Origin of the sequence: Actinoplanes nipponensis (genome assembly GCF_016862275.1) — a bacterium.
Classification (GTDB): domain Bacteria; phylum Actinomycetota; class Actinomycetes; order Mycobacteriales; family Micromonosporaceae; genus Actinoplanes; species Actinoplanes nipponensis.
In genome coordinates, this window is the sequence record NZ_BOMQ01000026.1 from 300,878 (window position 1) to 326,438 (window position 25,561).

The window sequence follows — 25,561 nt, forward strand, 5'->3', positions numbered from 1 at the left end:
CGCGGTCGCTGCCGGAGGCGGCGCGGTCGCTGCCGGAGGCGGCGCGGTCGCTGCCGGAGGCGGCGCGGTCGCTGCCGGGAGACGGTTTCCCGGTGGCGACGCGCTCGCTGCCTGGCGGATGACGGTTTTCCGGTGGGTGGCGCAAGGCGAAGGTGGTGACGCGATGGCTGCCGGATGCGGAGCCGTCGTTCGTTGCCCGGTGACGGTTCCGCGGTGGGCGGTGCGAGGCGAGGGCGGTGACACGACCGTTGCCCGACGCGGCGCAATCGCTGCCCGGTGTCGGCTCCACTGTGGGCGACACAGTCGCGACCCGGTCGGACAGCGGTGCGCGCCTGGAAGCGGTGCACGCCTGGAAGCGGTGCACGCCTGGCCCGATGGCGGTGCGCCGGCGCATCAGCGGTCGCGGTCCATGGCGGCACGGCGCAGCGCGAGCGGGGCGGCGGCGGGATGCCGCGGCGCACAGGCCATCAGGCGCGGTCCCACCGAGCCGGCTCGGACCGCATGCTCGGATCTTGTTGAGTCGGGGTGGGATTTTGGGCGCCGGCGCTTCAAGATCCAGTTGGGCCGGACCTCGATGGGGCGGCCCGGTTGGCAAATGGCCAGAAAGCTCTGGTGGCTGAGCCGGGAAGCCGGGTGGTCACCGTGACAAACGGCTCCGAGCGGTCCGGCAGGCCGCCGTCCTGTCGCGTCACGCCGGGTGCCGCCGGGTGCCGCCGGTTCCGGCCCGTTCAGCCCCGGTCACGGGTCGGCGTGCCCGGTCGCGGCCCGATTGGGGTGGCTCCAGCCTGGCTGGCAATGGCTCCGGCCTGGTTGGGTCGGGTCTCCGGTCGGGCGTGCCGGGTTGGGCGTGCCGGGTTGGGCGTGCCGGGTTGGGCGTGCCAGGTCGGGCGTGCCAGGTCGGGCGTGCCGGGTTGGGCGTGCCGGGTTGGGCGTGCCGGGTCGGGCGTGCCAGGGTAGGCGCGGTTGGGTATGCCCGGTTGGCCAGGCGCGGTGGGGCATTCCCGGATGGTGTGGTCCCGGCCCGGGTGGTGTGGCCGAGGGTCGGGTGGTGTGGCCGAGGGTCGAACGTGCCGATCACGGCCCGGCCCGGGCCTGGTGTGCCCGAAACGGGAAACCGCGCAGGCCAGCCGAAGCAGCACCGGACAAGCCGCCTCGGCACCGAAACCCGGTAGCGGGACCGGCGAGGATCGACCCATGCAAGCCACCCACACCGCCGTCGTCATCGCGGTCCCCGCCGCAGAACCGGCCGTCGCCACCCACCGCACCGCCCTCGACCGCGCCGCCTCCTGGGGCGTACCGGCCCACATCACCCTCCTCTGGCCATTCCTGCCCCCGTCACAGATCAACCAGGAAGTCCTCACCGCCCTCGGCCGGATCGCCGCCCAGGAACGCGCCTTCACCCTGACCCTGGACCGCATCGACTGGTTCGGCGACACCGTGGTCTGGCTCGCCCCGGCGCCGGCTCGACCGTTCCTCACCCTCACCACGGCCCTGACCGCACGGTTCCCGCAGGCGCCGCCCTACGGCGGCGCCTTCACCGAGACGATCCCCCACCTCACGATCGGCCACGACCACCCCCGGACCACGCTGCAGGCGGCCGCCACCGCGGTCACCCGCCACCTGCCGATCACCACGACCGTCACGACGATCAGCCTGATCGCCGGCGCCCGGGAACCCGGCGACAACTGGCACACCATCGCCGACTTCCCGCTGGCCCCGCTCCCCCGCTGACCGGCTACCGGCCGGCAGCACCCACGCCACCCGGGGCAAAGGACCAGGGCGGGCAAGGAAGCAAGCCCGAGAGGCGAGCAAGCCCGGGACGAGAGCCACGGCCGGGCAGGAATCAGGACCGGACCGCCCGCTCAGCCGGCCACGCAGAACTCGTTGCCCTCGGGATCGGCCAGCACCACATGGTGCTTTCCCGCCACCGTCAGCACTTCCGCCCCCGCACCCACCAGCTGCGCCACCTTCGCCTCCACCCGCGCCCACACCTCCTCGGGCGTGCCCTGCCGGCCCACCCGCACATCGATGTGCAACCTGTTCTTCGCCACCTTCGGCTCCGGCACCTCCAGGAACACCAGCCGCGGCCCCACACCTTCCGGATCGTGCAACCACGCCCCGCCGCCCTCGTCCTCCGCCGGCGGCCCGAACGACGCCACCCACTCCTCCCGCGACCGGAACGGCGAAGGCGGCGGCTCGTCCACATAGCCCAGCGCCACCTTCCAGAACTCCGCCAGCGCCACCGCCCGCGCACAGTCGAACGTCAGATCCATCCGCAGACTCATCTCCACCCCCGCATCGCGCGCCGCCAACGACCACATCCTCCATCCCGGGTACGACAGAAACGCCTCGTCCCCGCCACGAAGCCGTTCCCGCGTCGACGACCCCGAAGCCCGAGAAGGCAGGACCCCGGCCCGTGTCCGGCCCGCGCCCGCAGCGACGACCCAAGGCCCGAGCCGGCGTGGGCCCAGCCCGTGTCCGGCCCGCGGTCTGGCACCGGCAACCGCCCCACCGCGCTGACCGCCGGCACGCCCGATCCCGTCACCGACCCTCGCACCTGCCTGGGCAGCGACACGAGCACGGCACCCCGACCGCAAGGCAGCCGCCCGAAATCCAAAGCCGGGGTGCCGTTGATTCCTTTCTGGGTTTGATCTTGTCGTGCGCCCGTGGCCGGGCGCACACCCTGTAGAGCGTCCTAGGATGTTGAATGGTGGGCCGATCCGAGGCGGCCGCGGGCGCTGCCGGAGAATGAGACCCGTGCCCATCCCCACGACCACACTCACCTCGGCTCCCGGGCACACGGCCGGCCCCGACCAGACCCGCGCCGACCTGCACACCGTCCGCCCGGAGCTGGTCCCCGCCTACGACGCCGCCCTCCCGGGCGCCCGAGCGGAGATCCTGCGACGCCTCCTGAACGCCCTGCACCACGAACCCATCCCCGGCCTGACCCCCGAGGCACTACGCCAGGCCCGCACCGACCGCCGCACCGGGACGGCCGGCGGGACCAGCCACAACGCGGTCGCCGGCCCCGGCCCGGCGACGGGCCCGGCCGACGGAACCGGCCCCGACCCCGACCCGGCGACCGGCCCCGGCGACGGAACCGGCCCCGGCCCGGCGACCGGCCCCGCCGACGAAACCGGCTACGACCCGGCCACCCTGCTCCGCGCCCTCGACCTGGGCCCCCACACCGCCCGCCTGGCCCGCGAGATCGACAACAGCGTCGCCAACCTCGCCCTCGCCCACGCCGACCCGCCGCCCACCCCCGCGGCCCGGGCGTTGCGTGACGCGCAGGGCGACCCCGACGGGCTGGGCCGGCTGGAGCAGCGGGTCCTCGACGGTCACCCGTCGCATCCGTGCTGCCGCACCCGGGGCGGCCTGACCGTGGCCGACGTCCTGGCGTACGCCCCGGAGCACCGCCCGGTCATCCGCCTGCACCGTCTCGCCGTCCCGCCAGAACGCTGGTACGGCGACGCCCCGCCCGTGCTCTACGCCCACCCGTGGCAGGCCGCACGCCTGCGTGAGCGCTACCCGTGGCTGTCCGACGCCGGCCGGACCGGGCCGGTGCGCCCGCTGATGTCGCTGCGGACCGTCGCGCCCCTGTCCGGCGGCGACCACCTCAAGACCGCCGTCGACGTGCAGCTGACCTCCGCCGTGCGGACCGTCTCCCCCGCGGCCGTCCACAACGGGCCGCGGCTGTCGGCGGTCCTGGCCCGGCTCACCGGGGATCTGCCCCTGACGGTGTTGCGGGAGACCGCCGCCGGCGCCGTGCTCGTCGACGGCAGCCCGCAGCGTCACCTCGCCTACCTGCGCCGGCAGGCCCCGCGGGTCGCCGCCCACGAGACCGTTGTGCCGCTGGGCGCCCTGCCCGGCCTGCTGGGCGTGCTCGCCGCCGACCCGTACGCGTTCTGGCACGATCTCATGCACCTGCTGCTGCCGCCGCTGCTGACTGTCCTGGACCGCGGCGTCGCGCTGGAGGCCCACGGCCAGAACACCCTGCTGGTGCTCGACGGCGCCCGCCCGGCCCGGATCGTCTACCGCGACCTGGGCGGTGTCCGGGTCAGCGCGCGCCGGCTGGACGCGCACGGCGTCCCGGCCCCGCCGCTCGAGGGTGACCTGCCCACCGACGACCCGGACGCGCTGCGCACCAAGCTCGCCGCGGCCGTCCTGGGCTCGGTCACCGTGCAGCTGGTCGACGCCCTGCGGCGGGCCGGCGCGGAGCCGGAACGGCTGTGGGCGTGCACCGCGCGGGCCGTCCGCGGCACGGGCACCGCCGACGCGGACCGGCTGCTGCGCGACCCGCTGCCGGTCAAGGCGACCACCGCCATGCGGCTCGCCGACGACCCGCTGGCCGACCTCTGGGTGGGCGTGGACAACCCGATGGCGGGGGCATGACCAGCCGTCTGGCCGCCCGGCGGCTGGCCCTCACCGCCGCGCACACCGGCGCCGCCCTCGCCGTGCACGCGCCCGAGCTCGCCGACGGGTTCGCCGCCGCGCTGCCGGAGGCCGCCGACATCGTCGGGCGGCGGCTGCGCGGCGCGCTGGTCCGCGAGGGCCTGACGCCGGCCGGGCCCGGCGACCGGTGGCACGCGTTCCACCGGGTCGAGTACGCCGAGGCCGGCGCCGACGACCCGGCCGACCTGCTGCCGCGGCGGCTGGCCGGCAACGCCGCCGGGTTCGCCGCCGAGCTGCGCAACGCGGTGGTCAACCTGGCCGTGGCCATGGCCCGGCAGCGGCCCGAGCCGGCCGGCGACCCCGACCACGCCGCGGTCGCCGGGGAACGGCTCGCCGTGGCCGGGCACAACCTGCACCCGTGCGGGCGGACCCGGCTCGGTTGGGACACCGGCGACGTGCTCGCCCACGACCTGGAGGCCGGGCACACCCGGCTGGGTTTCCTGGCCGTGCGCGCCGACCTGCACCTGGGCGACGACGTCGGCGCGGCCCTGCGGGAGGTGTATCCGCAGGTGCCGGCGGCGCCGGCGGGCTACCGGGTGCAGCCGGTGCACGCCTGGCAGCGCGACGCGGTGCTGCCCGTCCGCTACCGCGACCTGCTCGACAGCGGGGCGCTGCGGATCCTGGCCGGCGAGCTCGACGCGATCCCCACCGCCGCGCTGCGCACCCTGCTGCTGCCGGTCGCCGCGGACGGCAGCCGCCGCTACGTCAAGGTGTCGCTGGACATCCAGGTCACCTCCACGCGGCGCAGCATCAGCGTCGCCAGCACCCGCAACGGCCCGGCCGTGTCCGTGCTGCTGCACCGGCTCGTCGCCGAGGACCCGGCCGCGGACCGGCTGCTGCTGCTGGCCGAGACGGCCGGGGCGGCCGTGCCGGTGGGGTCGGGCCGCGACATGGGGGCGATCCTGCGCGACGGCCTGACCGGCCGGCTGCGCCCGGGCGAGCAGGCGGTGCCCGGCGGGGCGCTGCCGTTTGTCGCCGCCGGGCTGGTGGGGCAGTTCGCCGCGAGTACGGGCCGGCGCGACGACGCGGGCGCGGCGGCGGCGTTCCTGGACGCGTACGCCCGGCTGGTGGTGCCGCCGTTGCTGCGGCTGACGCTGCGCGGGGTGGCCCTGGAGGCGCACCTGCAGAACTGCCTGCCGACGTTCACCGCCGGGGTGCCGCAGCGGCTGGCCGTGCGCGACTTCGCCGGGCTGCGGCTGCACCCGGGCCGGCTGGCCGCCGCCGGGCACGAGGTGACGCTGTGGCCCGGCTCGGTGATCGGCACCGGCGACCCGGACGTGCTGCGCGCCAAGATCGGCTACACGGCCTTCCAGGCCCACCTCGGCGAGCTGATCATCCGGCTCGGCGAGTCGCACGGTCTGGCCGAGGACGCCGCCTGGCGGCTGGTGCGGGCCGTCGTGGACGAGACGTACGCCGGGCCGGGCGAGCTCGCCGCACAGGACCACGCCGCGTTCACCGCGGCCACCGTGCCGCACAAGGCGCTGGTCCGGATGCGCCTGGCCGGGGCCGGCGACGAGTACCTGCCGGTGGAGAATCCGCTGCATGCGCCCGCCTGAGCACGTCACGCGGGCGATCCGGGCGCAGCCGGGGCCGGTCTGCGCCTACGTCTACGACACGGCCGCGCTGCGGGAACGGGCCGCCGCGGTGCGCGCCGCGTTGCCGCCCGGCGCCACCCTGCTGTACGCGGTCAAGGCCAACGGCCACCCGGCTGTCGTGCGTGCCCTGGCCGCGGCCTGCGACGGCCTGGAGGTCGCCTCCGGCGGTGAGCTGGAACTGGCGGTCGCGGCCGGCGCCCGCCGGATCGTGCTGGGCGGGCCGGCCAAGACCGACGCGGAGCTGGCCGCCGCCGTGGCCGCGGGCGCGCAGGTCAACGTGGAGAGCGCGCACGAGCTGCGGCGTCTGGACCGGGCCGCGCGGGCCGCCGGCACGGTCGTGCCGGCCGCGGTACGGGTCAACCGCGCGCAGGCCGCGCCGGCCGGCAGCCACGCCATGACCGGCACGCCCACCCCGTTCGGCGTCGACGAGCGCGACCTGGACCGGCTGCTGGCCGTGCCGCTGACCTCGGTCCGGATCACCGGCTTCCACCTGCACGCGGTCTCGAACAACCTGGACGCCGCCGCCCACGCCCGGTTCGTGGCCGACGCGCTGGACTGGTCCGTGGCCACCGCCGCCCGCCACGGCATCGACCTGCGGCTGGTCAACGCCGGCGGCGGCCTCGGCGTGGACTACCTCGGCGACGCCACCATCGACCTGGCCGCGCTGCGGGCCGGCCTGGCCGCGCTGATCGTGCCGGCCGGCGTGGACCTGATCGTCGAGCCCGGCCGGATCCTGGCCGCCGACGCCGGCTGGTACGCCGCCGAGGTCCTCGACCTCAAACGCACCCATGGCCGCTGGTTCGCGGTGCTGCGCGGCGGCACCCACCACTTCCGGCTGCCCGCCGCCTGGGGCTACAGCCACCCGTTCACGGTGCTGCCGGTCGAGGCGTGGCCCTACGACTGGCCCCGCCCGCAGGTGCGCGACGTGGCCGTGGACGCCGTCGGCGAGCTGTGCACGCCCCGCGACGTGCTCGCCCGTGACCAGCCCGTCGCGCGGCTGCGGGTGGGCGACGTGCTGGTCTTCGCCCGCGCCGGCGCGTACGGCTGGGACATCTCCCACCACGACTTCCTGCGCCACCCGCCGCCGCGTTTCGTCGTGCTCTGAGAGGCTCAGCCGGCCCGGAACTCGGCCCGCCACCGCCGGATCAGAGGGTCGGCCTCGTCGGTGAGCTGTTCGATGCCGAGTACCGTCAGGCCCGGCGCGGCGAACGCGTCGATCTCGGCGCGGCTCAGCGGCCACGGCGGGCCGGGGCGGTCGGCGCCGGTGGCGGCGGCCGCCAGCACCAGCAGCGTGCCGCCCGGCGCGACCAGCGGGCCGACGTTGGCGATGGCCCGGTCGCGCACCGGCCGGGGCAGCGCCTGCACGTTGTTGCTCTCCAGCACCAGGTCGAAGCCGCCGCGCCAGTGCGGCGGCGGGTCCAGCAGGTCCGCCACCGTGTACTCCACCGGCGAGTCTGGGTACCGGTCGCGGGCCGTGCGGACCGCGGTGGGCGAGATGTCGAAGCCGGTCGTGACGAAGCCCAGCCCGGCCAGGAACTCGGCGTCGCGGCCCGGCCCGCACCCGACGACCAGGGCGCTGCGGCAGTCGCCGGTGACGGCGCCGTCGCGGGCCCATTCGGCGAGCAGCTTGCTGGGGCGCGGCACGTCCCAGGGCACCTCGGCGGCGCCCGCGCCGGCCTCGGCGTACAGCTGCTCGAACCAGCCGGTGGGGTCGCCGGCCGCGAGCGACGCGGCGGCCAGGCGGGTGGTGTCCGGCTCGCGGCCGGCCGGGCCGGTCACGACCGGGCCGCCCGCGGGCCGCGGCGCAGCTCCCGCAGCGCCCGGCGGCGCACGTCGCCGGTCAGGGTGTCGAGGTAGAGCCGGCCGTCGAGGTGGTCGGTCTCGTGCTGCAGCGCCCGGGCCAGCAGCCCGGTCCCGGTGATGGTGAGCGGCTCGCCGAACCGGTCGACGCCGGTGGCCGTGGCCGCCCACGCCCGCCGGGTCGCGAATTCCAGGCCGGGCAGCGACAGGCAGCCCTCCTCGTCGTCCTGCTCGCCGTCGAGGCCGGACAGCACCGGGTTGATCAGGTGCCCGACCACCCCGCCGACGTTGTACGAGAACGCGCGCAGGCCCACGCCGATCTGCGGCGCCGCCACGCCGGCGCGGCCCGGCTCGCGGACGGTGTCCTCCAGGTCGTCGATCAGCGCGTGCAGATCGGCGTCGAAGGAGACGACCGGGGCGGCGGGGGTCCGCAGCACCGGGTCGCCGTAGAAACGGATTCCTCGCACGGTCATGCGCCCAACCTAGGCGAAAAGGGTGCGCCTGCGGTTCACGGGCCCGCCAGGGCCGCGCGCATCGGGGCCGCCTTGGCCGCCGCCTCCTCGACCTCGGCGAGCGGGTCGCTGTCGATGGTGATGCCGCCGCCGGCCCACAGGTGCGCCCGCTCCCCGTCGACCGCCGCCGTGCGGATGCTCAGGCCCAGGTCGAGGTGGTCGGGGCCGACCCAGCCGAGCGCGCCCATGCCGACCCCGCGGCCGACCGGCTCCAGCCGGGCGATCTCCGCCAGGGCCGCCCGTTTCGGCGCGCCGGTCACCGAGCCGCCCGGGCACAGCGCCCGCAGCACGTCGGCCAGGTCCACCGGCTGGTCCAGCGGCGCCGACACCACCGACTCGGCCTGCCACAGCCCGCACCACCGGCGCACCGCGAACAGCTCGTCGACCCGGACCGCGCCGGCGCCCAGCCGGGCCAGGTCGTTGCGTTCCAGGTCGACGATCATCACGTGCTCGGCGCGTTCCTTGGCCGAGGCGAGCAGCTCGGCGCGGCCCGCCGCGGTGGCCGGGCGGGTGCCCTTGATCGGCCGGGTAATGATCCGGCCGCCGCGGATCTCGACCAGGGTCTCCGGCGACGCGGTGGCCAGCGCCCAGCCGTCGCCGCTCAGCACGCCGCCGTAGCGCGCGCCGGGCAGCCCGGCCACCCGGGCCAGGGCGGGCCCCGGATCGCCGGTGTACGGCGCCGAGGCGTGCCCCACCACGTTGACCTGATAGACGTCGCCGCGCCCGATGGCCGCCCGCACGGCGCTGACCGCGGCGGCGTGCTCGGCCCGGCTCCAGCTGTCGCGCCACGGACCCAGCCGCCACCCGTCCGGGCTTGCGCCACCTGCCGAACCACCCGAATCGCCGGTGCTCATCGCACACGCTCCCATGACGGAGGGTGACGACTCCGAGGGGCCCCGGTGGGTGTGCACGACGGCCACCACGTCCGGGATCCCGGGCACCGGGGAGGGCGCGCCGACCGGGCCGCCGGCCATCACGCAACCGGCCGCCGCCGACACGTACAGTGCTGCTCCGCAGGGGGTTCCCGCGCCGGTCGGGTGGAATTGGGTAGCCGTTCGGCCCATCTCTCGCACCGGCAGTCCGTTGCCGGACAGGAAGGCCGAGACAAGCTCTGCGGGGTCACCGTCATCGCCCACCGACCACTCGAATCGGGATGACTCACCGTGACGGCCCTGGCAGGACGCCGGAGAACCCGGTTGAGCACCCCGCCGGGGTGTCGGAAAGTGGTCGACGGAGGTCCCGCCGTGGACCATGAGAAGAGTGGATTCTCTCAATGGGGCGCCGTCACTCACGAGATCCGGATTCGTTCGGATGGGAGTAGTGTTCCGCCCCGTTGATGTGAAGCACGACACAACCCCCTACCGGAGACACCCGATGTGCCAGCACCTGACGTCCTGCCCCTCTGCCGAAGCCGTCGACCGCGAAGCGGCCCGGATCGTGGCGACCTTCCCCGAGCAGGGTTGGAGCCTGCTCTGCAACGGTGTCATCGTCTTCGAGGACACCGGTGAGCTGCTGCCCGACGGCAGGACGATCGCACCACACCGCGGACCGGCTGTGCACGCCCTCGCCGCCTGACCGCGCCGGCGGGGCCTCACCACGAGACCCCGCCGCGGACCCGCTCAGTCCTCGAACGCCTCCGGCGACGGGCACGAGCAGACCAGGTTCCGGTCCCCGTACGCCCCGTCGATGCGGCGCACCGGCGGCCAGTACTTCGCGGTCCGGTCCACCCCGGCCGGGAAACCCGCCAGCGACCGCGGGTACGCGTGCGACCACTCGTCCGCCGTCACCGCCGCCGCCGTGTGCGGGGCATGGTGCAGCGGATTGTCGTCCCGCGGCCACTCCCCCGCCGCCACCCGGTCGATCTCACCCTTGATCGCGATCATCGCGTCGCAGAACCGGTCCAGCTCGGCCAGGTCCTCGCTCTCGGTCGGCTCCACCATCAGCGTCCCGGCCACCGGGAACGACATCGTCGGCGCGTGGAAGCCGTAGTCGATGAGCCGCTTGGCCACGTCGTCGACCGAGACCCCCGTCGCCTTGGTCAGCGGCCGCAGGTCCAGGATGCACTCGTGCGCGACCAGGCCCTCGTTGCCGGCGTACAGCACCGGGAAGTGCTCGCGCAGCCGCGCCGCCACGTAGTTGGCCGTCAGCACCGCGACACCGGTCGCCGCGGCCAGCCCCTCCGGGCCCATCATCCGCAGGTACGCCCACGAGATCGGCAGGATCCCGGCCGAGCCGTGCGCCGCCGCCGACACCGCGTGGTGCTCCCCCGGCTCGAGCGGGTCGCCCGGCAGGAACTCCGCCAGGTGCGCGCGCACCGCGACCGGACCCACCCCGGGACCGCCGCCACCGTGCGGGATGCAGAACGTCTTGTGCAGGTTCAGGTGCGACACGTCCGCGCCGAACCTGCCCGGCCGGGCGTAACCGACCAGCGCGTTCAGGTTGGCCCCGTCGACGTACACCTGGCCGCCGGCGTCGTGCACCGCGCCGCACAGCTCCGCGATGCCCTTCTCGTACACCCCGTGCGTCGACGGGTACGTCACCATGATCGCGGCGAGCGCGTCCGCGTGCTTGTCGATCTTCGCAGCCAGGTCGGTCAGGTCGACGTTGCCGTTGTCGTCACAGGCCACCACGACCACCCGCATGCCCGCCATCACCGCGCTGGCCGCGTTCGTGCCGTGCGCGCTCGACGGGATCAGGCACACGTCGCGGTGCGTCTCGCCCCGCGACCGGTGGTAGCCGCGGATCGCCAGCAGCCCGGCCAGTTCACCCTGCGAACCGGCGTTGGGCTGCACGCTCACCGCGTCGTAGCCGGTCACCTCGGCCAGCCACTGCTCCAGCTGCGCCACCAGCGCCTCGTAACCCGCGGTCTGCGACGCCGGCGCGTACGGGTGGATGTTCGCGAACTCCGGCCAGCTCACCGGCTCCATCTCGGTGGTCGCGTTCAGCTTCATCGTGCACGAGCCCAGCGGGATCATGCCCCGGTCCAGCGCGTAGTCCCGGTCCGACAGCTTGCGCAGGTAGCGCAGCATCGCCGTCTCCGAGTGGTGCGCGTGGAACACCGGATGGGTGAGGTACTCCGTGGCCCGCACCGGCAGGGCGCCCACCGGGAACTCCCCGCCCGGCTCCACCCCGAACGCCGCCAGCACGGCCGAGACGTGCGCCGGCGTGGTCGTCTCGTCACACGCGACCGACACCCGGTCGGCGTCCACCAGCCGCAGGTTGACCCCGGCCCGCTCGGCCGCGGCGACCACCTCCGCCGCCCGGCCCGGCACCACCGCGGTCACCGTGTCGAAGAACGTCCCGGCGGCCAGCTCGACGCCGGCCCCGGCCAGCGCGCCGGCGATCGTCGAGGCCTGCCGGTGCGCGTGCTCCGCGATCCGCCGCAGCCCCGCCGGGCCGTGGTACACCGCGTACATGCTCGCCATCACCGCCAGCAGCACCTGCGCGGTGCAGATGTTGCTCGTCGCCCGCTCCCGGCGGATGTGCTGCTCCCGCGTCTGCAACGCCAGCCGGTAGGCCGGCGCCCCGTCCGCGTCCCGCGACACCCCGACCAGGCGCCCGGGCAGCGACCGCTCCAGCCCGGCGCGCACGGCCAGGTAGCCGGCGTGCGGGCCACCGAACCCCAGCGGTACGCCGAACCGCTGCGTCGTGCCCGCCGCGATGTCCGCCCCGATCTCCCCGGGCGAACGCAGCAGCGTCAACGCCAGCAGATCCGCCGCCACCGTCACCAGCGCGCCCACCGCGTGCGCGGCCTCGACCAGCCCCGCGTGATCACGCACCGCGCCCGAGGCGCCCGGATACTGCACGTGCAGCCCGAAGAACTCCGCCGGCAACGCCGCACCGGCGTCGAGATCCACCAGCCGCACCTCGATGCCCAGCGGCTCCGCCCGGGTCCGCAGGATCGCCAGGGTCTGCGGCAGCGTGTCCGCGTCCACCACGTACACGCTGCTCTTGCTCCGGCTCGACCGGCGGGCCAGCGTCATCGCCTCGGCCACCGCGGTGCCCTCGTCCAGCATCGACGCGTTCGCCGTGGTCAACCCGGTCAGGTCGGTCACCATCGTCTGGAAGTTCAGCAGCGCCTCCAGCCGGCCCTGGCTGATCTCCGGCTGGTACGGCGTGTACGCCGTGTACCACGCCGGGTTCTCCAGCACGTTGCGCCGGATCACCGCCGGCGTGTGCGTGCCGTAGTAACCCAGCCCGATCATCGAGGTGGCCACCGTGTTGCGCCCCGCGAGCTCGCGCAACTCGGCGATCGCCTCCTCCTCGGAGGCCGCCGCGGGCAGCTCCAGCGTCCCGTGCCAGCGGATCACCTCGGGGATCGCGGCGTCCATCAGCGCGTCCAGCGACGCGTACCCGATCGCCTTGAGCATCTGGGTCTGCGCGTCGGCGTCCGGGCCGATGTGGCGGTCGGCGAAAGTCATGGCGGCTCCTGCGGGAAGAGAGAGGTCGGCGGACGCAACCTCCCCCTCTGTCATACCCACGGGGCACTCCAGAGCAGCCTGCCCACGCGGTCCTTTTGCCTGAGAGGTTCCGGGGAGGATTTGCCCCTTCGGCGCCACCGGGGTGGTCTCTCCCGCGCGGGTGTACGGCTACTGAGAACCTACCAGCGACAACGTTGCGATCATGTGTCCCTAAGGTGTGGTGTGTGACCTACTCCGCTGCGCCTGACCGCTACGACACCATGAGCTACCGCCGCGCCGGGCGAAGCGGCCTGAGGCTGCCCGCCATCAGCCTCGGGCTCTGGCACAACTTCGGCGACGCCCGCCCGATCGACCGCCAGCGCGCCATCACCCGCCGCGCCTTCGACCTCGGCATCACCCACTTCGACCTGGCCAACAACTACGGCCCGCCGCCCGGCAGCGCCGAGGAGAACTTCGGCCGCATCCTGCACACCGACTTCCGCCACCACCGCGACGAGCTCGTCGTCTCCACCAAGGCCGGCTACCACATGTGGAACGGCCCCTACGGCGAGTGGGGCTCCCGCAAGTACCTGGTCTCGTCGCTCGACCAGTCCCTGCGCCGCCTCGGCCTGGACTACGTCGACATCTTCTACCACCACCGGCCCGACCCGGACACCCCGCTGGAAGAGACCATGGGCGCCCTCGACGCCGTCGTGCGCTCCGGCAAGGCCCTCTACGTCGGCATCAGCAACTACAGCGCCGAACAGACCGCCCGCGCCGCCGCCATCCTCCAGGAGCTCGGCACCCCCCTGCTCATCCACCAGCCGTCGTACTCGATCCTCAACCGCTGGATCGAGAAGGACCACCTGCTCGACACGCTCGAGGCCGTCGGCGCCGGCTGCATCGCCTTCAGCCCCCTGCAACAGGGCCTGCTCACCGACCGCTACCTCGGCGGCATCCCCGACGACTCCCGCGTGCGCACCAGCGTCTTCCTCAACGAGAGCGACCTGGACCAGGCCACCATGGGCCGCATCCACAACCTCAACGACATCGCCGGCCGTCGCGGCCAGTCGCTGGCCCAGCTGGCCCTCGCCTGGGCCCTGCGCGACCCGCGGATGACCAGCCTCATCATCGGCGCCAGCAGCGTCGAACAGCTCGAGACCAACGTCGCCGCCCTGGACCGGCCCGCCCTGACCGACGACGAGCTGCAGGCGATCGACGGCACCGCCCTGGACCTGTGACCGATCTGGTCACCGGTCACACGATCCTCGCGGTCGTGGTCGGCTCCCGCGCGTACGGCCTCGCCGGCCCGGGATCCGACCACGACCGCCGGGGCGTGTACGCCGCCCCCACCCCGCTGTTCTGGCACCTCGACAAGCCGCCGACCCACCTCGACGGCCCCGCCGAGGAACAGTTCTCCTGGGAGCTCGAACGCTTCTGCACGCTGGCCCTGCAGGCCAACCCCACCGTGCTCGAGGTGCTCTGGTCCCCCCTGATCACCCACCTCACCCCGGACGGCGAGCACCTGCTGGCCACCCGGCCCGCGTTCCTGTCCCGCCGGCTCGCCGACACCTACGGCGCCTACGCCCGCGACCAGCTCACCCGCGTCGCCGCCCGGCGCGAACGCACCGGCGAGACCAACCACAAACAGGCCATGCACATGATCCGGCTGCTGCTGGCCGGCGCGCACGTGTTGCGCACCGGCGACATCCTGGTCGACGTGACCCCGCTGCGCGACCGGCTGCTGGCCGTCCGGCACGGCGAGGTGCCCTGGGCCACGGTGACCGACTGGGCCGCCGACCTGCTCGACGACCTGGCCGCGGCGGCCCGCGCCACCGACCTGCCGGCCGAGCCCGACCGGGCCGCGGTCGACGCGCTGCTCTACGCCGTACGGGAAAGGGGCCTGCCGTGACCACCGAGGTGCCCTCCTGGGCCGACCAGGTCGTGGCCGACCTGCCCTATCCCCTGATCTTCGCCACCGTCAGCGGCGCCCACCTGTACGGCTTCGCGTCGGCCGACTCGGACCTGGACCTGCGCGCGGCCCACCTGCTGCCCGCGGCCGAGGTCGTCGGCCTGCGCACCGGCCCGGAGACGCTGCAGTCCGACAGCTGGCGCGACGGCGTCGAGCTCGACGTGGTCAGCCACGACCTGCTCAAGTTCGCCCGGCTGCTGACCAGCCGCAACGGCTACGTGCTGGAGCAGCTGCTGTCCCCGCTGGTGATCACCACCTCGCCGGTGCACCGCGAGCTGGTCGCGCTGGCGCCGGCGCTGATCACCCGCCACCACGCCCACCACTACCTGGGCTTCGCCGCCACCCAGGAACGCCTCTTCGACCGGACCGGGGAACTCAAGCCGGCCCTCTACACGCTGCGGGTGCTGCTCACGGGGCGGCACCTCATGCGCACCGGCACGCTCGAGACCGACCTGGGCGTGCTCGGCGTCGACCTGCCGTACGTGCCGGAGCTGATCGGCCGCAAGCGCGAGGCCGAGCACGGGCCGTTCCCGTCCGCGATCCGCGCCGATCTCGGCCGGGACATCCCCCGGCTGCGCGCGGAGCTGGAGGCGGCCCGGGACGCGTCGGCGCTGCCCGAGCAGCCCGACCGGGCTGCCGTCGAGGCGCTGCACCAGCTGGTCGTCCGCACCCGCCTGGCCGCCTGACCGGGTCGTCGAGTCCGCCGGAGGCGGTCGTTTGTGCTCCTCGGTGCGGCGTGCCGCACTGCCCCTAAGGCATCCTAGGACTCTAGGAGTTATCCGTTGCCCGGCTCGGCGGTCTACCCTGGTCCCATGCCCACCACCGCGCCCAAGGCCCCGGCGGTCCACCTGGCCCGGCCGCACCGGCCGGTGCTCGTGGCGGGCACCCTGGGCGAGCTGACCGGCCCGGCTCAGGGCCTGGTCGAGCTGCCGCTGCGGCTGTGGTGGAATCCGGTGCGCACGTTCGACCTGGACCAGCCGACCATGCTGCTGTGGATGTACGAGAACGTGCTGCGTGAGGCGGTGCGGGTGGATGAGTTGCGCAGCTATCTGCACGGGCCGACGCTGGTGCGGATCTGGCCGGAGCTGAACCTGCCTCGAGGGGTGCGCGCGGCCTGGGAGGCCCGGCACCCGGTGCTGCGCCGGGTCACAACGGCCTGAGGCCCAGCCGGAGCGCGACGCCGGCCCGGGACGAGGCGCCGCCGTCGCCGGTCGCCGCTCGCCCACGGCGCCGGGCGCTCCTGATGCCGCTCCCGGGCCGACGGCGGTCCGGGTTCCCGGAGGGCGGCATGGTGGTGACCCGGCCGGACTACGCCAGACCGCCGCCGGGCTTCCCCGACGATCGGCAGCGCTCCGGAAACCGGCGACGGGGTGAAACCCGGTGACCGTCCGGCGGGTGTCCCTCAGTGACAACACCGAAGGGGGACGGGTGTCCGAGCACAGCGGCTTCGAAGAGTTCTACGCCGGCACGCGACATCGGCTGATCACGTACCTGTACGCCATGACCGGCGATCGCGCGGAAGCGCAGGATGCCGCCCAGGAAGCCTATGTCCGCGCCTGGCAACGCTGGTCCACCGTGTCCACCTACGACAATCCGGAGGCGTGGGTCCGCACCGTCGCCCATCGCCTGTGCCTGAACCACTGGCGCAAGGCGAGGAACCGCGTCGCCGCGTACCTCCGGCACGGCACTGATCCGGACACCGGACCGCCGAGTGAGAACACGGTGGCGTTGATCAGCGCGCTGAGACAACTCTCGGTGGCCGAACGCCAGGCCATCACGCTGCACCACCTCATGGACCTCTCCGTCGCCGAGGTGGCCGCGCAGACCGGGACTCCGGTCAACACGATCAAGACCCGGCTGGCGCGGGGCCGCCGAGCGCTCGCCGGCTTCCTCGACGAGGACGCATCCGAGGAGTACTCCCATGCCTGATCAGGCCTTCCGCTCCCTGTTCACCGAAACCGAGAACGTCAGGTGGGAACCCATGAGCCAGGTACGCGTCCGCGCCCGTCGTCGCACCATCGCCCAGGCCGCGACGGTGGCGGGCATCGTCGCCGTGGCCCTCGTCTCCGGCGGGGTCGCCGTCGCACAGGCCCGACCGGGCCCGGTGACGCCGCCCGCGGCCACGTCGTCACCGGCGCCGTCCCAGCTGTCACCGGCGCCGTCGGCGCCTCCGCTCCCGCAGTCCACGTCGCCGGCCGCGCCCACGACGACGAGCCCCCGGTCGTCCTCGACCGGCACCGCGTCGTCACCGCCGGTCTCCGGCATCACGGCTGCGATGATGCTCCGCCCCCAGGACGTGGGTTCCGGCTACACCGTGGCGCCGGGCTCGGGCGGCGACTGGACGTTCGAGTTCAACGCGTCGGCCCTGGGCTGTCCGCGGGGCGGCAAACCGGACCCCGTCTCGGAGCGCGAGCGCACGCTGCGCAAGGGCGAGCCCCAGGACGAGGACTTCGTGCTCCAGCACACCGGCCGGTATGCCGCCGGCAAGGCGGCACGGTACCTGGACGGCGTCCGGGAGCGGGTGTCGTCGTGCTCGCCGCGGGAGGGGCAGTCGGTGCGGATCGCGGCCCAGGACTTCGCCGGTGAGGAGTCGGTGCTGGTCGTCTTCGACCACGGGGGCGGCTCCCTGGCCAGGATCCTGCTGGTACGCAAGGGGGACGTGCTGACCGAGGTGTACACCAAGCCGGTTCGTGGCGACGCCGCGAACCGCGACCTGGGCCGCAAGGCGGCAGCCCGCTTCTGACCGGCCGGCGCGGAACCCCGGCGGCTCCGCCCGGCGTGCGACCAGCTCCGGCCGGTCGCGGTGGCGCCGCCGCGCCGATCCGCTAGCGTCGCCGTGGTGAGCGGGAACATCGACGACTTCTACCGCGACGTCGCCACCATCGCCCTGACCGTCGGCGAGAAGCACGGCTTCGTCCTCGGCGGCGGCGTCGCCTGGCTGGTCAACGGCCTGGTGCAGCGCCCCACCGAGGACATCGACCTGTTCACCGACACCGCCGGCGCGGTCGAGGCCGCCGCCGGCCAGGTCACCGCCGCGCTGACCGCGGCCGGCTACCAGGTGTTCCGGGAGGTGGCCGACGAGCTGTTCGAGGGCATGGACGACGACCTGCGCGAGTACCACGTGGCCGACGGCGCCCGGGCGCTGCGGCTGACCCTGACCCGCCTGGACCGCCGGCGGGCGCCGGTGGTCATGGACGTCGGCCCGGTCATGCACCTCGACGACCTGGTCGCCTCCAAGGTGGCGGCGCTGGTCAACCGGCGCGAGGTCCGCGACTACATCGACGTGGCGGCGGCGCTGGAGCGGTACACCCTGCGGCGGGTGCTGGAGCTGGCCCGGGCGCTCGACCCGGGGCTGGCCGACGACGAGGTCGCCGACGCCGGGCGGTACCTGGACCGGCTGGACGACGCCCGGTTCGCGGTGTACGGGCTGAGCCCGGAGCAGGTGCGGGCGGTACGGGAGCGGCTGGCCGCCTGGCCACGGTGACGGCGGCGCCGGGGCGAGGCGGCCGTCCGAATACCGCCAGACCCGCCCGCCGCCCGCGGCGCACGATGGGGCCATGACCGACACCCGCACCGCGTACCGGATCACCGCCCTCTCCCCCGCCCTGCTCGACGACGTCCGCGCCGCCGCCACGACCGAGCGGCACTGCGCCCGCGGCGGCGAGCCGCTGCGGTGCTGCCTGCGCGACGCCACCCCCGGCGAGGGTCTCCTGCTGTTCGGCTACGAGCCGCCGCTGCCGGAGTCGCCGTACCGGGAGAAGGGCGCGGTGTTCGCCCACGCCGCGCCGTGCCCCGGGCCGCCGCGCGACCTCGCCTACCCGGCCGACTGGTACGGCCGCCCGCAGGTCCTGCGGGCCTACGACAGCCGGGGCCGGATCCACCCGGCCAGCCGGCAGCACGACGGCCGGGACCCGGTCGCGGCGCTGGCCGCCGTGCTGGCCGAGCCCGGCGTCGTGCTGGTGCACAGCCGCAACGTCGTCTACGGCTGCTACATGTTCGCCGCGGCGGCGGGCTGAAGGGTCGCCGTCACGTCGTCGACGTCGAAGGTGGTGACGCCGCCGCCGGCGGTCTCGCTGGCGAAGAAGCTGATCGTCGCGGTGCGTTCGGTGGCCGCCGCGGCGGTGGCGGCGCCGTACTGGTGCCAGTCGGCCGGCAGGTCGAAGGCGAACGAGTAGCGGGTCTTCGGCGGTTCCCCGGTGACCGCCAGCCCCATGTTGAGGTAGTCGCCCCGGCTGGTCTCGGTGGAGCTGCCCCGGGCGGAGAAGCGCACGTCCAGCCCGCAGCCGGCCGGGATGGTCACGGTGGAGCGCAGCAGGTCGCTGTGGGTCAGGTCGAGGCCGGCGAAGGTGGCGTAGGCCCGGCCGGTGTGCGCCGGCCGGTCCGCGGCGGCCAGCACGACGACGCGCGGACCGGCGGTCCAGCCGGCCGGGCCGCGCTCGAAGCTCGGGTTGACCTGCACCTGGCCGGTGCAGGGGGCCGGCGCGGACGGGGTCTGGGCGCTGCCGGCGGTGAGCAGCAGCGCGGCGAGGACGGCGAGGGTTCTCACGGCATCTCCCGGGATCGGTGGCATTGAACGTTGTCGATACATTCTGCAACCGTCCGGCAACCCGCGGTGTCCCGTCCTGCACCCGGCGCGGCGAATTCTCTTCACAGCGAGGCCACCACCGCAGCAGAGGAGCTCCCGCCATGCGCGTCCGCATCGGTTCCACCATCGCCGTCGTCGCGACCGTCATCGGCCTCGCGGGCAGCGTCGCCGGCCCGATCTACTCGGCGTTCGGCGCCTAGCAGGTCGACTGCACCTCCACAGCAGGGTCCCTTCCGTGGCCGGGCGCGACGTGCGCCCGGCCACGGTGCTGTGGATAGGGTGGTGCACATCATGACGCTCACCGAACGCCTGCCCGGCACCGCCGAACCCGACGCCGTCTTCGACGCCTTCCAGACCTGGGTGGGCGAGCAGGGCCTGACGCTGTACCCGCATCAGGAGGAGGCGCTCATCGAGATCGCCACCGGGGCGAACGTCATCCTGAACACCCCGACCGGCTCGGGCAAGAGCCTGGTGGCCACCGGCGCGCACTTCGCCGCCCTGGCCGACAAGCGCACCACCTTCTACACCGCGCCGATCAAGGCGCTGGTCAGCGAGAAGTTCTTCGCCCTGTGCAAGATCTTCGGCGCGCACAACGTCGGCATGCTCACCGGCGACGCCAGCGTGAACGCCGACGCGCCGATCATCTGCTGCACCGCGGAGATCCTGGCCAACCTGGCGTTGCGCGAGGGCGCCGACGCCGACGTCGGCCAGGTCGTCATGGACGAGTTCCACTTCTACGCCGAGCCCGACCGCGGCTGGGCCTGGCAGGTGCCGCTCATCGAGCTGCCTCAGGCGCAGTTCATCCTCATGTCCGCGACGCTCGGCGACACCACCCGCTTCGTCGACGACCTGTCCCGGCGCACCGGCCGGGCCACCGCCGTGGTCAGTAACACCGAGCGGCCGGTCCCGCTGATCTTCTCGTACGCGATGACGCCGCTGCACGAGACGATCGAGGAGCTGCTCACCACCCACCAGGCGCCGGTCTACATCGTGCACTTCACCCAGGCCGCCGCCCTGGAACGCGCCCAGTCGCTGATGAGCATCAACATGTGCACCCGCGCCGAGAAGGACGCCATCGCCGCGGCCCTGGGCGCCTTCCGGTTCACCGCCGGCTTCGGGCGCACCCTGAGCCGGCTGGTGCGCCACGGCATCGGCGTGCACCACGCCGGCATGCTGCCCAAGTACCGCCGGCTGGTCGAGACCCTCGCGCAGGCCGGCCTGCTCAAGGTCATCTGCGGTACGGACACCCTGGGCGTCGGCATCAACGTGCCCATCCGCACCGTGCTGTTCACCGGCCTGAGCAAGTACGACGGGGTGCGGACCCGGCTGCTCAAGGCCCGGGAGTTCCACCAGATCGCCGGCCGGGCCGGGCGGGCCGGCTACGACACCCTCGGCACGGTCATCGTGCAGGCCCCCGAGCACGTCATCGACAACGAGCGGATGCTGGCCAAGGCCGGCGACGACCCGAAGAAGCGCCGCAAGGTGGTTCGCAAGAAGCCGCCGGAGGGCACCATCGGCTGGGGCCAGCCCACCTTCGACCGCCTCGTCGCCGCCGACCCCGAGCCGCTGACCTCGTCGTTCCAGGTGTCGCACGCGATGCTGCTCAACGTGCTGGTCCGCGGCGGCGACCCGTTCGCGGCGATGCGGCACCTGCTGACCGACAACCACGAGGAGCCGGCCGCCCAGCGCCGGCACATCCGCCGGGCCCTGGCCATCGCCCGGGCGCTGCTGGCCGGCGGCGTGGTCGAGCGGGTCGAGACCGGCGACGGGGTGCGGTACAGGCTCACCGAGGACCTGCAGATCGACTTCGCGCTCAACCAGGCGCTGTCGCCGTTCGCGCTGGCCTGCCTGGAGCTGCTGGACCGCGAGTCGCCGGAGTACCCGCTGGACGTGGTGTCGATCATCGAGGCGACCCTGGAGGACCCGCGCCAGGTGCTGTCCGCCCAGCTGTTCAAGGCCAAGGGCGAGGCCGTCAACGCGATGAAGGCCGAGGGCATCGAGTACGACCAGCGGATGGAGCTGCTCGAGGAGGTCACCCACCCCAAGCCGCTGCTGCCGCTGCTGGAGGCCGCGTACGAGACGTACCGGCGCGGGCACCCCTGGGTGGCCGACTACGAGATCAAGCCCAAGGCCGTCGTCCGCGACATGTACGAGCGCGCGATGACCTTCACCGAGTACGTCTCGTTCTACGGCCTGTCCCGCTCCGAGGGCCTGGTGCTGCGCTACCTGGCCGACGCGTTCCGGGCGCTGCGCCAGACCGTGCCCGAGGACGCCCGCACCGAGGAGCTCACCGACCTCATCGAGTGGCTGGGCGAGCTGGTCCGCCAGGTCGACTCCAGCCTGCTGGACGAGTGGGAGCGGCTGCGCAACCCGGGCGCCGAGATCGTCGAGGTGTCGCCGCTGGACGACAAGCCGCCGGCGGTCACCCGCAACGTGCGCGCGTTCCGGGTGCTGGTCCGCAACGCGATGTTCCGCCGGGTCGAGCTGTTCGCCCTGCGCCGGGCCGAGGACCTGGGCGAGCTGGACGCCGAGTCGGGCTGGAACACCGACGCCTGGATCGAGGCGCTGGAGGACTACTACGCCGAGTATCCGGTGGTCGGCACCGGACCGTCGGCGCGCGGGCCGCAGCTGCTGCACATCGAGACCACGCCGACCGCCTGGAAGGTGCGCCAGGTCTTCGAGGACCCCGAGGGCGACCACGACTGGGGCATCGAGGCCGAGGTGGACCTGGCGGCCAGCGACGAGCTGGGCGCGGCGGCCATCCGGATCACGGCGGTGGGCCCGCACTGAGCCCCGGCGCGGGCCCGCCGGCGTCACGGGCCCGGCCGGACGTCCTCAGCAGGCAGCCGGGGCGGCATCGCGGTCGTCGCCGGCCGGCTGCGCCGCGGTGGCGCGGGCCCCGGTGCGTTCGGCGCCGACGCCGGCCGCGACCACGAAGGCGATCCCGGTCAGCGGCGCCCAGCCCGGCACCTGGCCCAGCAGCACCAGCCCGATCACCAGCGCGAACGCCGGTTCCAGGCTCATCAGCGTGCCGAACGCGGCCGTGGTCAGCCGGCGCAGCGCGAGCATCTCCAGGGCGAACGGCACCAGCGGCAGCAGGACGGCCAGGCCCAGCCCGGCCAGCAGCAACTCCCCCGTCAGCCGCGGCAGCACCGACGGGCCGGCGATCAGCGTGGCCACCAGCGCGGCGACCGGGATCGACACGGCCAGGCCCTGCAGGCCGGACACGCCGTCGCCGACCCGCTGGGTGAGCACGATGTACCCGGCCCAGCAGAGCGCGGCGCCGAGCGCGTAGGCCACCCCGACCGGGTCGGTGCCGCCGTGCCAGGGCTCGGTCAGCAGCAGGACGCCGACCGCGGCCAGGGCCGGCCACACCTTGGTGCCCTGCCGGCCCCGGACGATGGCCACGCCGAGCGGGCCGAGGAACTCCAGCGCGCTGGCGGTGCCCAGCGGGAGCCGGGCCACGGCCGCCATGAACAGCATGGTCACGCCGGCCGTGACGACGCCGAGGGCGACGGTGGTCAGCAGGCTGGCCCGGGTGAACGCACGCAGCCGGGGGCGGACCAGCACCAGCAGGATCAGGCCGGCCCAGGACAGCCGCAGCCATGCCGCGCCCTCGGCGCCGACCTGGTCGAGCAGGCCGACGGAGGCGGCCAGGCCGAGCTGGACGAGGGCCATCGACGCGAGCGCCATGGCGGCGCCGGTCCGTGCTGGTGAACGCATGAGCCCAGTACAGCGCCGGAGACCGTTCATGTCCACGTGCCGATCGTGGACACACCGTTCGACAACGGCTGACAATGGCCGGATGGAGACGCGCCGCCTGCGGTTACTGGTCGAACTGTCCCGGCTCGGGTCCATGCGGGCAGTGGCCGACGAGGTGCACATCACCACCTCGACGGTCTCCCAGCAGCTCGCCGTGCTGGCCCGCGAGGCCGGCGCCACGCTGATCGAGCCCGCCGGCCGCCGGGTCCGGCTCACCCCGGCCGGGCAGCGCCTGGCCCGGCACGCGGTCACCATCCTGGCCGCCGTCGAGGCGGCGCGCCTCGACCTCGACCCCGGGGCCGAGCCGGCCGGCGAGCTGCGGGTCGCGGGCTTCGCCACCGCCGTACGCCGCTCGCTGCTGCCGGTCGCGGCCACCCTCGCCGCCGCCCACCCCCGGGTCCGCCTGCTGATCCACGAGCACGAGCCGTTCGAGGCGTTCGAGCTGCTCGCCATGGACGCCGTCGACCTGGCCCTGACCTACGACTACAACCTGGCCCCGGCCGCGTTCGACCCCGGGCTGGAGGCCGTGCCGCTGTGGCAGGCGCCGTGGGGCCTGGCCGTGCCCGCGCACGCCCCGGCGACCGACTTCGCCGGGTTCGCCGGCCACGACTGGATCGTCAACTCCCGCAGCACCGCCGACGAGGACGTGGTGCGCACGGTCGCCTCGCTGGTCGGCTTCGCCCCGCGGATCGTGCACCGGGCGGACAGCCTGGACCTGGTCCAGGACATGATCCTGGCCGGGCTGGGGGTCGGGTTGCTGCCGATGGACGTGGGCGCGCTGCCCGGCGTACGGGTGCTCCCGCTGGCCGGCCCCGAGGTCCGGTTGCGCTGTTACGCGGTGACCCGCCGCGGCCGCTCGGGCTGGCCGCCGCTGGCGCTGGTGCTGCGGTTGCTGGCCACGGGCTGATCGGCGCCGGCCCGCACCACGGCGAGCACCACGTCGTCCTCGCTGTCGCCGGCGAAGGTGGCCAGCAGGTGGTCGCAGATCTGCTCGGCGGTCAGCCCGGCGCGGCCGGTCAGCGCCCGGGTCAGCGCCCGCAGGCCGTCGTCGAGGGTGGCGCCCCGCCGCTCGATCAGGCCGTCGGTGTAGAAGACCACGCTGGTGCCCGCGGGCAGCTGCACCCGGTGGTCGGTGCGCACCGGGCGGCCGCGGGTGCCGAGCAGCGTCTCCGGCGGGGTCTCCAACAGCCGCGCGGCGCCGTCCGGCGCGATCAGCACCGGCGGCGGGTGACCGGCGTTGGACCAGCGCAGCGTGGGGAGGCCGGGCCCGGCCCGCTCGATCTGGGCCAGCACCACCGTGGCGAACACGTCCACCGAGAACCCCTGGATCGCCTCCTGCAACCCGGTCAGCACCAGCGCCGGCGGCTTGAGCAGCGCGTACGAGATGCCCCGGAGCAGGCTGCGGATCTCGCTCATCGCCGCCGCGGCCCGCCGGTCGTGCCCGGTCACGTCGCCGACCACCACCGTCAGCCGGCCGTCGGGCAACGTGAACGCGTCGTACCAGTCGCCGCCGATGTGCGCGCCCTCGCCGGCCGGCTGGTAGCGCACCGCCACCTCGGTGTGCTCCGGCTGCGCGGGCGCGGCCAGCAGGCTACGCTGCAGCGCCTCGGACAGCTCGCGTTCCATGACGGTGGCGCGCCGCTCGGCCTGCCGGGTCCGGGCGCGCTGCAGGCCCTGGGCCAGGGCGGCGCCGAGCAGCCGGAAGAACGCCAGGTACTCCTCGTCGACGGCCAGATGCGGGTTGATCCGGCTGACCAGCACCGCGTCCGCGCCGGCCGGCCCGGCGCCGGCGAGCCGGACCCGGGCGACACGGCCGGCCCCGGTGGTCTCCACGACCACGTCGCGCCCCGGCGGCGCGGGCTCCTGGGCCAGCAGGATGTCGACGCCGGGCAGGTCGTCGGGCGCCGAACGCAGCACCGGCAGGGCGTGATCGAGCAGATCCTCGACGTTCTCGGCGCCCGCCAGCCGATCGTGGAGCCGGCTGAGCAGCGCCAGCCGGCGCCGGCTGAGCACCTGCGCGGTCGTCTCGGAGGCGATGTCGATGGTGCCGCCGATGCGGCCGTCCCCCTCGGTCACCGCCGAGTAGGAGAACGTGAAGTAGGTCTCCTCGAGGAATCCCCGCCGGTTCATCAGCAGGCGCAGGTCCTCGACCCACACGGCGCCCCGGCCGGTGCGCACCGACTCGAGCATCGGGCCGATGGTGTCCCAGATCTCGGCGAACACCGCCGCGGCGGGGGCGCCCAGCGCGGCGGGGTGCTTGTCGCCGATCATCGGCGCGTACGCCTCGTTGTAGATCAGGATGTGTTCCGGTCCCCAGAGCAGCGTGACCGGCGCGCGGGTGTGCAACGCCAGGTCGACGGCCGCGAGCAGGGTCGGGCTCCACGCCGCCACCGGCCCGAGCGGCGTCGCCGCCCAGTCCACCTGCCGGTAAGCGTCACGCAGCGTGCCCGCGGCGGCGAAGGGATCAATCACCTGGAGAATGT

The 25,561-nt window shown here is 74.4% G+C and carries 24 protein-coding genes and 1 riboswitch; of the genes, 15 read left to right on the plus strand and 9 right to left on the minus strand.

Translation table 11 applies throughout. The features are described 5' to 3' along the window. Positions 1-1,194 precede the first annotated feature (1,194 nt). Positions 1,195-1,731 (plus strand): 2'-5' RNA ligase family protein, encoded by a 537-nt coding sequence (locus Ani05nite_RS11340; protein ID WP_203767579.1) that lies wholly within the window; start codon positions 1,195-1,197, stop codon positions 1,729-1,731. Positions 1,732-1,862: 131 nt separating this feature from the next. Here the strand turns inward: Ani05nite_RS11340 and Ani05nite_RS11345 are convergent, their stop codons facing one another. Beyond that, positions 1,863-2,312, minus strand: a complete 450-nt coding sequence (locus Ani05nite_RS11345) for a VOC family protein (RefSeq protein WP_275410529.1) — start codon at positions 2,310-2,312, stop codon at positions 1,863-1,865. Positions 2,313-2,757: 445 nt separating this feature from the next. Here Ani05nite_RS11345 and Ani05nite_RS11350 point away from each other — a divergent pair, with 445 nt between their 5' ends. Genes Ani05nite_RS11350 through Ani05nite_RS11360 form a run of 3 tightly spaced genes read left to right on the plus strand, consistent with a single transcriptional unit; the run spans position 2,758 to position 7,152 of the window. Continuing rightward, entirely contained in the window at positions 2,758-4,392 is a 1,635-nt protein-coding gene (locus tag Ani05nite_RS11350) for an IucA/IucC family protein (protein WP_239129677.1), read from the plus strand. After that, positions 4,389-6,008, plus strand: coding sequence for an IucA/IucC family protein (locus Ani05nite_RS11355; RefSeq protein ID WP_203767585.1), 1,620 nt, complete (start codon positions 4,389-4,391; stop codon positions 6,006-6,008). The genes Ani05nite_RS11350 and Ani05nite_RS11355 overlap by 4 nt, the downstream gene beginning before the upstream one ends. After that, positions 5,995-7,152, plus strand: a complete 1,158-nt coding sequence (locus Ani05nite_RS11360) for an alanine racemase (RefSeq protein ID WP_203767587.1) — start codon at positions 5,995-5,997, stop codon at positions 7,150-7,152. Before Ani05nite_RS11355 ends, Ani05nite_RS11360 begins: the two co-directional genes overlap by 14 nt. A 5-nt stretch (positions 7,153-7,157) precedes the next feature. Here Ani05nite_RS11360 and Ani05nite_RS11365 read toward each other — a convergent pair whose 3' ends face one another. From Ani05nite_RS11365 to Ani05nite_RS11375, 3 genes are read right to left on the minus strand one after another with little or no spacing between them, the layout of a single operon-like run. Further along, on the minus strand, positions 7,158-7,826 hold the full coding sequence (locus tag Ani05nite_RS11365) for a class I SAM-dependent methyltransferase (protein ID WP_203767589.1): 669 nt from the start codon (positions 7,824-7,826) through the stop codon (positions 7,158-7,160). After that, a complete protein-coding gene (locus Ani05nite_RS11370; protein ID WP_203767591.1) occupies positions 7,823-8,320 on the minus strand; it encodes a peptide deformylase in 498 nt (165 codons plus the stop codon). Before Ani05nite_RS11370 ends, Ani05nite_RS11365 begins: the two co-directional genes overlap by 4 nt. Before the next feature lie 35 nt (positions 8,321-8,355). Beyond that, positions 8,356-9,612, minus strand: coding sequence for a chorismate-binding protein (locus tag Ani05nite_RS11375; RefSeq protein ID WP_203767593.1), 1,257 nt, complete (start codon positions 9,610-9,612; stop codon positions 8,356-8,358). Positions 9,613-9,733: 121 nt separating this feature from the next. Here Ani05nite_RS11375 and Ani05nite_RS11380 point away from each other — a divergent pair, with 121 nt between their 5' ends. Further along, the gene (locus tag Ani05nite_RS11380) at positions 9,734-9,934 is read left to right on the plus strand and encodes a DUF5999 family protein (RefSeq protein ID WP_125803192.1); all 201 of its coding nucleotides are present in this window, start codon (positions 9,734-9,736) and stop codon (positions 9,932-9,934) included. Between the two features lie 44 nt (positions 9,935-9,978). Here the strand turns inward: Ani05nite_RS11380 and gcvP are convergent, their stop codons facing one another. Continuing rightward, on the minus strand, positions 9,979-12,780 hold the full coding sequence (gene gcvP, locus Ani05nite_RS11385; RefSeq protein WP_203767595.1) for an aminomethyl-transferring glycine dehydrogenase: 2,802 nt from the start codon (positions 12,778-12,780) through the stop codon (positions 9,979-9,981). A gap of 77 nt (positions 12,781-12,857) precedes the next feature. Further along, a riboswitch (glycine riboswitch) is annotated at positions 12,858-12,945 on the minus strand. 59 nt (positions 12,946-13,004) lie between these two features. On the opposite strand from gcvP, the gene mgrA reads away from it, so the two are divergent. From mgrA to Ani05nite_RS11410, 5 genes are all read left to right on the plus strand, one after another. Then, a complete protein-coding gene (gene mgrA, locus Ani05nite_RS11390) occupies positions 13,005-14,000 on the plus strand; it encodes an L-glyceraldehyde 3-phosphate reductase (protein ID WP_203767598.1) in 996 nt (331 codons plus the stop codon). Beyond that, positions 13,997-14,671 carry a nucleotidyltransferase domain-containing protein gene (locus tag Ani05nite_RS11395; protein WP_203767601.1) on the plus strand — a complete coding sequence of 225 codons (675 nt, stop codon included), beginning with the start codon at positions 13,997-13,999 and terminating at the stop codon, positions 14,669-14,671. The genes mgrA and Ani05nite_RS11395 overlap by 4 nt, the downstream gene beginning before the upstream one ends. Further along, positions 14,668-15,417, plus strand: a complete 750-nt coding sequence (locus Ani05nite_RS11400) for a nucleotidyltransferase domain-containing protein (protein ID WP_203767604.1) — start codon at positions 14,668-14,670, stop codon at positions 15,415-15,417. Before Ani05nite_RS11395 ends, Ani05nite_RS11400 begins: the two co-directional genes overlap by 4 nt. Before the next feature lie 126 nt (positions 15,418-15,543). Further along, on the plus strand, positions 15,544-15,891 hold the full coding sequence (locus tag Ani05nite_RS11405) for a hypothetical protein (protein ID WP_203767607.1): 348 nt from the start codon (positions 15,544-15,546) through the stop codon (positions 15,889-15,891). Positions 15,892-16,159: 268 nt separating this feature from the next. Continuing rightward, positions 16,160-16,660: an RNA polymerase sigma factor gene (locus tag Ani05nite_RS11410; RefSeq protein WP_203767610.1), complete on the plus strand. Its 501-nt coding sequence runs from the start codon at positions 16,160-16,162 to the stop codon at positions 16,658-16,660. Here Ani05nite_RS11410 and Ani05nite_RS11415 read toward each other — a convergent pair whose 3' ends face one another. Then, on the minus strand, positions 16,661-16,999 hold the full coding sequence (locus Ani05nite_RS11415) for a hypothetical protein (protein WP_203767613.1): 339 nt from the start codon (positions 16,997-16,999) through the stop codon (positions 16,661-16,663). A 7-nt stretch (positions 17,000-17,006) separates the two neighbouring features. Between Ani05nite_RS11415 and Ani05nite_RS11420 the strand changes: the two genes are divergently transcribed. The 3 genes from Ani05nite_RS11420 (at position 17,007) to Ani05nite_RS11430 (ending at position 18,747) form a co-directional block, all read left to right on the plus strand. Next, positions 17,007-17,474, plus strand: coding sequence for a hypothetical protein (locus Ani05nite_RS11420; RefSeq protein WP_203767616.1), 468 nt, complete (start codon positions 17,007-17,009; stop codon positions 17,472-17,474). 96 nt (positions 17,475-17,570) lie between these two features. Next, a complete protein-coding gene (locus Ani05nite_RS11425; protein WP_239129678.1) occupies positions 17,571-18,215 on the plus strand; it encodes a nucleotidyl transferase AbiEii/AbiGii toxin family protein in 645 nt (214 codons plus the stop codon). Positions 18,216-18,288: 73 nt separating this feature from the next. Next, a complete protein-coding gene (locus tag Ani05nite_RS11430) occupies positions 18,289-18,747 on the plus strand; it encodes a DUF1203 domain-containing protein (RefSeq protein WP_203767619.1) in 459 nt (152 codons plus the stop codon). Here the strand turns inward: Ani05nite_RS11430 and Ani05nite_RS11435 are convergent. Next, positions 18,720-19,277, minus strand: coding sequence for a hypothetical protein (locus Ani05nite_RS11435; RefSeq protein ID WP_203767622.1), 558 nt, complete (start codon positions 19,275-19,277; stop codon positions 18,720-18,722). The two genes, Ani05nite_RS11430 and Ani05nite_RS11435, sit on opposite strands and share 28 nt — an antisense overlap. Positions 19,278-19,607: 330 nt before the next feature. Between Ani05nite_RS11435 and Ani05nite_RS11440 the strand changes: the two genes are divergently transcribed. Further along, positions 19,608-22,106: a DEAD/DEAH box helicase gene (locus tag Ani05nite_RS11440; protein ID WP_203767625.1), complete on the plus strand. Its 2,499-nt coding sequence runs from the start codon at positions 19,608-19,610 to the stop codon at positions 22,104-22,106. 45 nt (positions 22,107-22,151) lie between these two features. On the opposite strand, the gene Ani05nite_RS11445 is transcribed toward Ani05nite_RS11440, so the two are convergent. After that, on the minus strand, positions 22,152-23,039 hold the full coding sequence (locus Ani05nite_RS11445) for an EamA family transporter (RefSeq protein ID WP_203767628.1): 888 nt from the start codon (positions 23,037-23,039) through the stop codon (positions 22,152-22,154). A gap of 82 nt (positions 23,040-23,121) precedes the next feature. On the opposite strand from Ani05nite_RS11445, the gene Ani05nite_RS11450 reads away from it, so the two are divergent. Further along, positions 23,122-23,985 (plus strand): LysR family transcriptional regulator, encoded by an 864-nt coding sequence (locus tag Ani05nite_RS11450; protein ID WP_203767630.1) that lies wholly within the window; start codon positions 23,122-23,124, stop codon positions 23,983-23,985. On the opposite strand, the gene Ani05nite_RS11455 is transcribed toward Ani05nite_RS11450, so the two are convergent. Beyond that, positions 23,910-25,550, minus strand: coding sequence for a PP2C family protein-serine/threonine phosphatase (locus Ani05nite_RS11455; RefSeq protein WP_203767632.1), 1,641 nt, complete (start codon positions 25,548-25,550; stop codon positions 23,910-23,912). The two genes, Ani05nite_RS11450 and Ani05nite_RS11455, sit on opposite strands and share 76 nt — an antisense overlap. Between the last annotated feature and the right edge of the window lie 11 nt (positions 25,551-25,561).

Coding starts and splice junctions, on each gene's coding strand:
- Ani05nite_RS11340 (WP_203767579.1), top strand. CDS start 1,195: ATGCAAGCCACCCACACCGCCGTCGTCATCGCGGTCCCCGCCGCAGAA.
- Ani05nite_RS11355 (WP_203767585.1), top strand. CDS start 4,389: ATGACCAGCCGTCTGGCCGCCCGGCGGCTGGCCCTCACCGCCGCGCAC.
- Ani05nite_RS11360 (WP_203767587.1), top strand. CDS start 5,995: ATGCGCCCGCCTGAGCACGTCACGCGGGCGATCCGGGCGCAGCCGGGG.
- Ani05nite_RS11370 (WP_203767591.1), bottom strand. CDS start 8,320: ATGACCGTGCGAGGAATCCGTTTCTACGGCGACCCGGTGCTGCGGACC.
- Ani05nite_RS11375 (WP_203767593.1), bottom strand. CDS start 9,612: ATGGTCCACGGCGGGACCTCCGTCGACCACTTTCCGACACCCCGGCGG.
- Ani05nite_RS11380 (WP_125803192.1), top strand. CDS start 9,734: ATGTGCCAGCACCTGACGTCCTGCCCCTCTGCCGAAGCCGTCGACCGC.
- gcvP (WP_203767595.1), bottom strand. CDS start 12,780: ATGACTTTCGCCGACCGCCACATCGGCCCGGACGCCGACGCGCAGACC.
- Ani05nite_RS11405 (WP_203767607.1), top strand. CDS start 15,544: ATGCCCACCACCGCGCCCAAGGCCCCGGCGGTCCACCTGGCCCGGCCG.
- Ani05nite_RS11420 (WP_203767616.1), top strand. CDS start 17,007: ATGATGCTCCGCCCCCAGGACGTGGGTTCCGGCTACACCGTGGCGCCG.
- Ani05nite_RS11430 (WP_203767619.1), top strand. CDS start 18,289: ATGACCGACACCCGCACCGCGTACCGGATCACCGCCCTCTCCCCCGCC.
- Ani05nite_RS11440 (WP_203767625.1), top strand. CDS start 19,608: ATGACGCTCACCGAACGCCTGCCCGGCACCGCCGAACCCGACGCCGTC.
- Ani05nite_RS11445 (WP_203767628.1), bottom strand. CDS start 23,039: ATGCGTTCACCAGCACGGACCGGCGCCGCCATGGCGCTCGCGTCGATG.
- Ani05nite_RS11450 (WP_203767630.1), top strand. CDS start 23,122: ATGGAGACGCGCCGCCTGCGGTTACTGGTCGAACTGTCCCGGCTCGGG.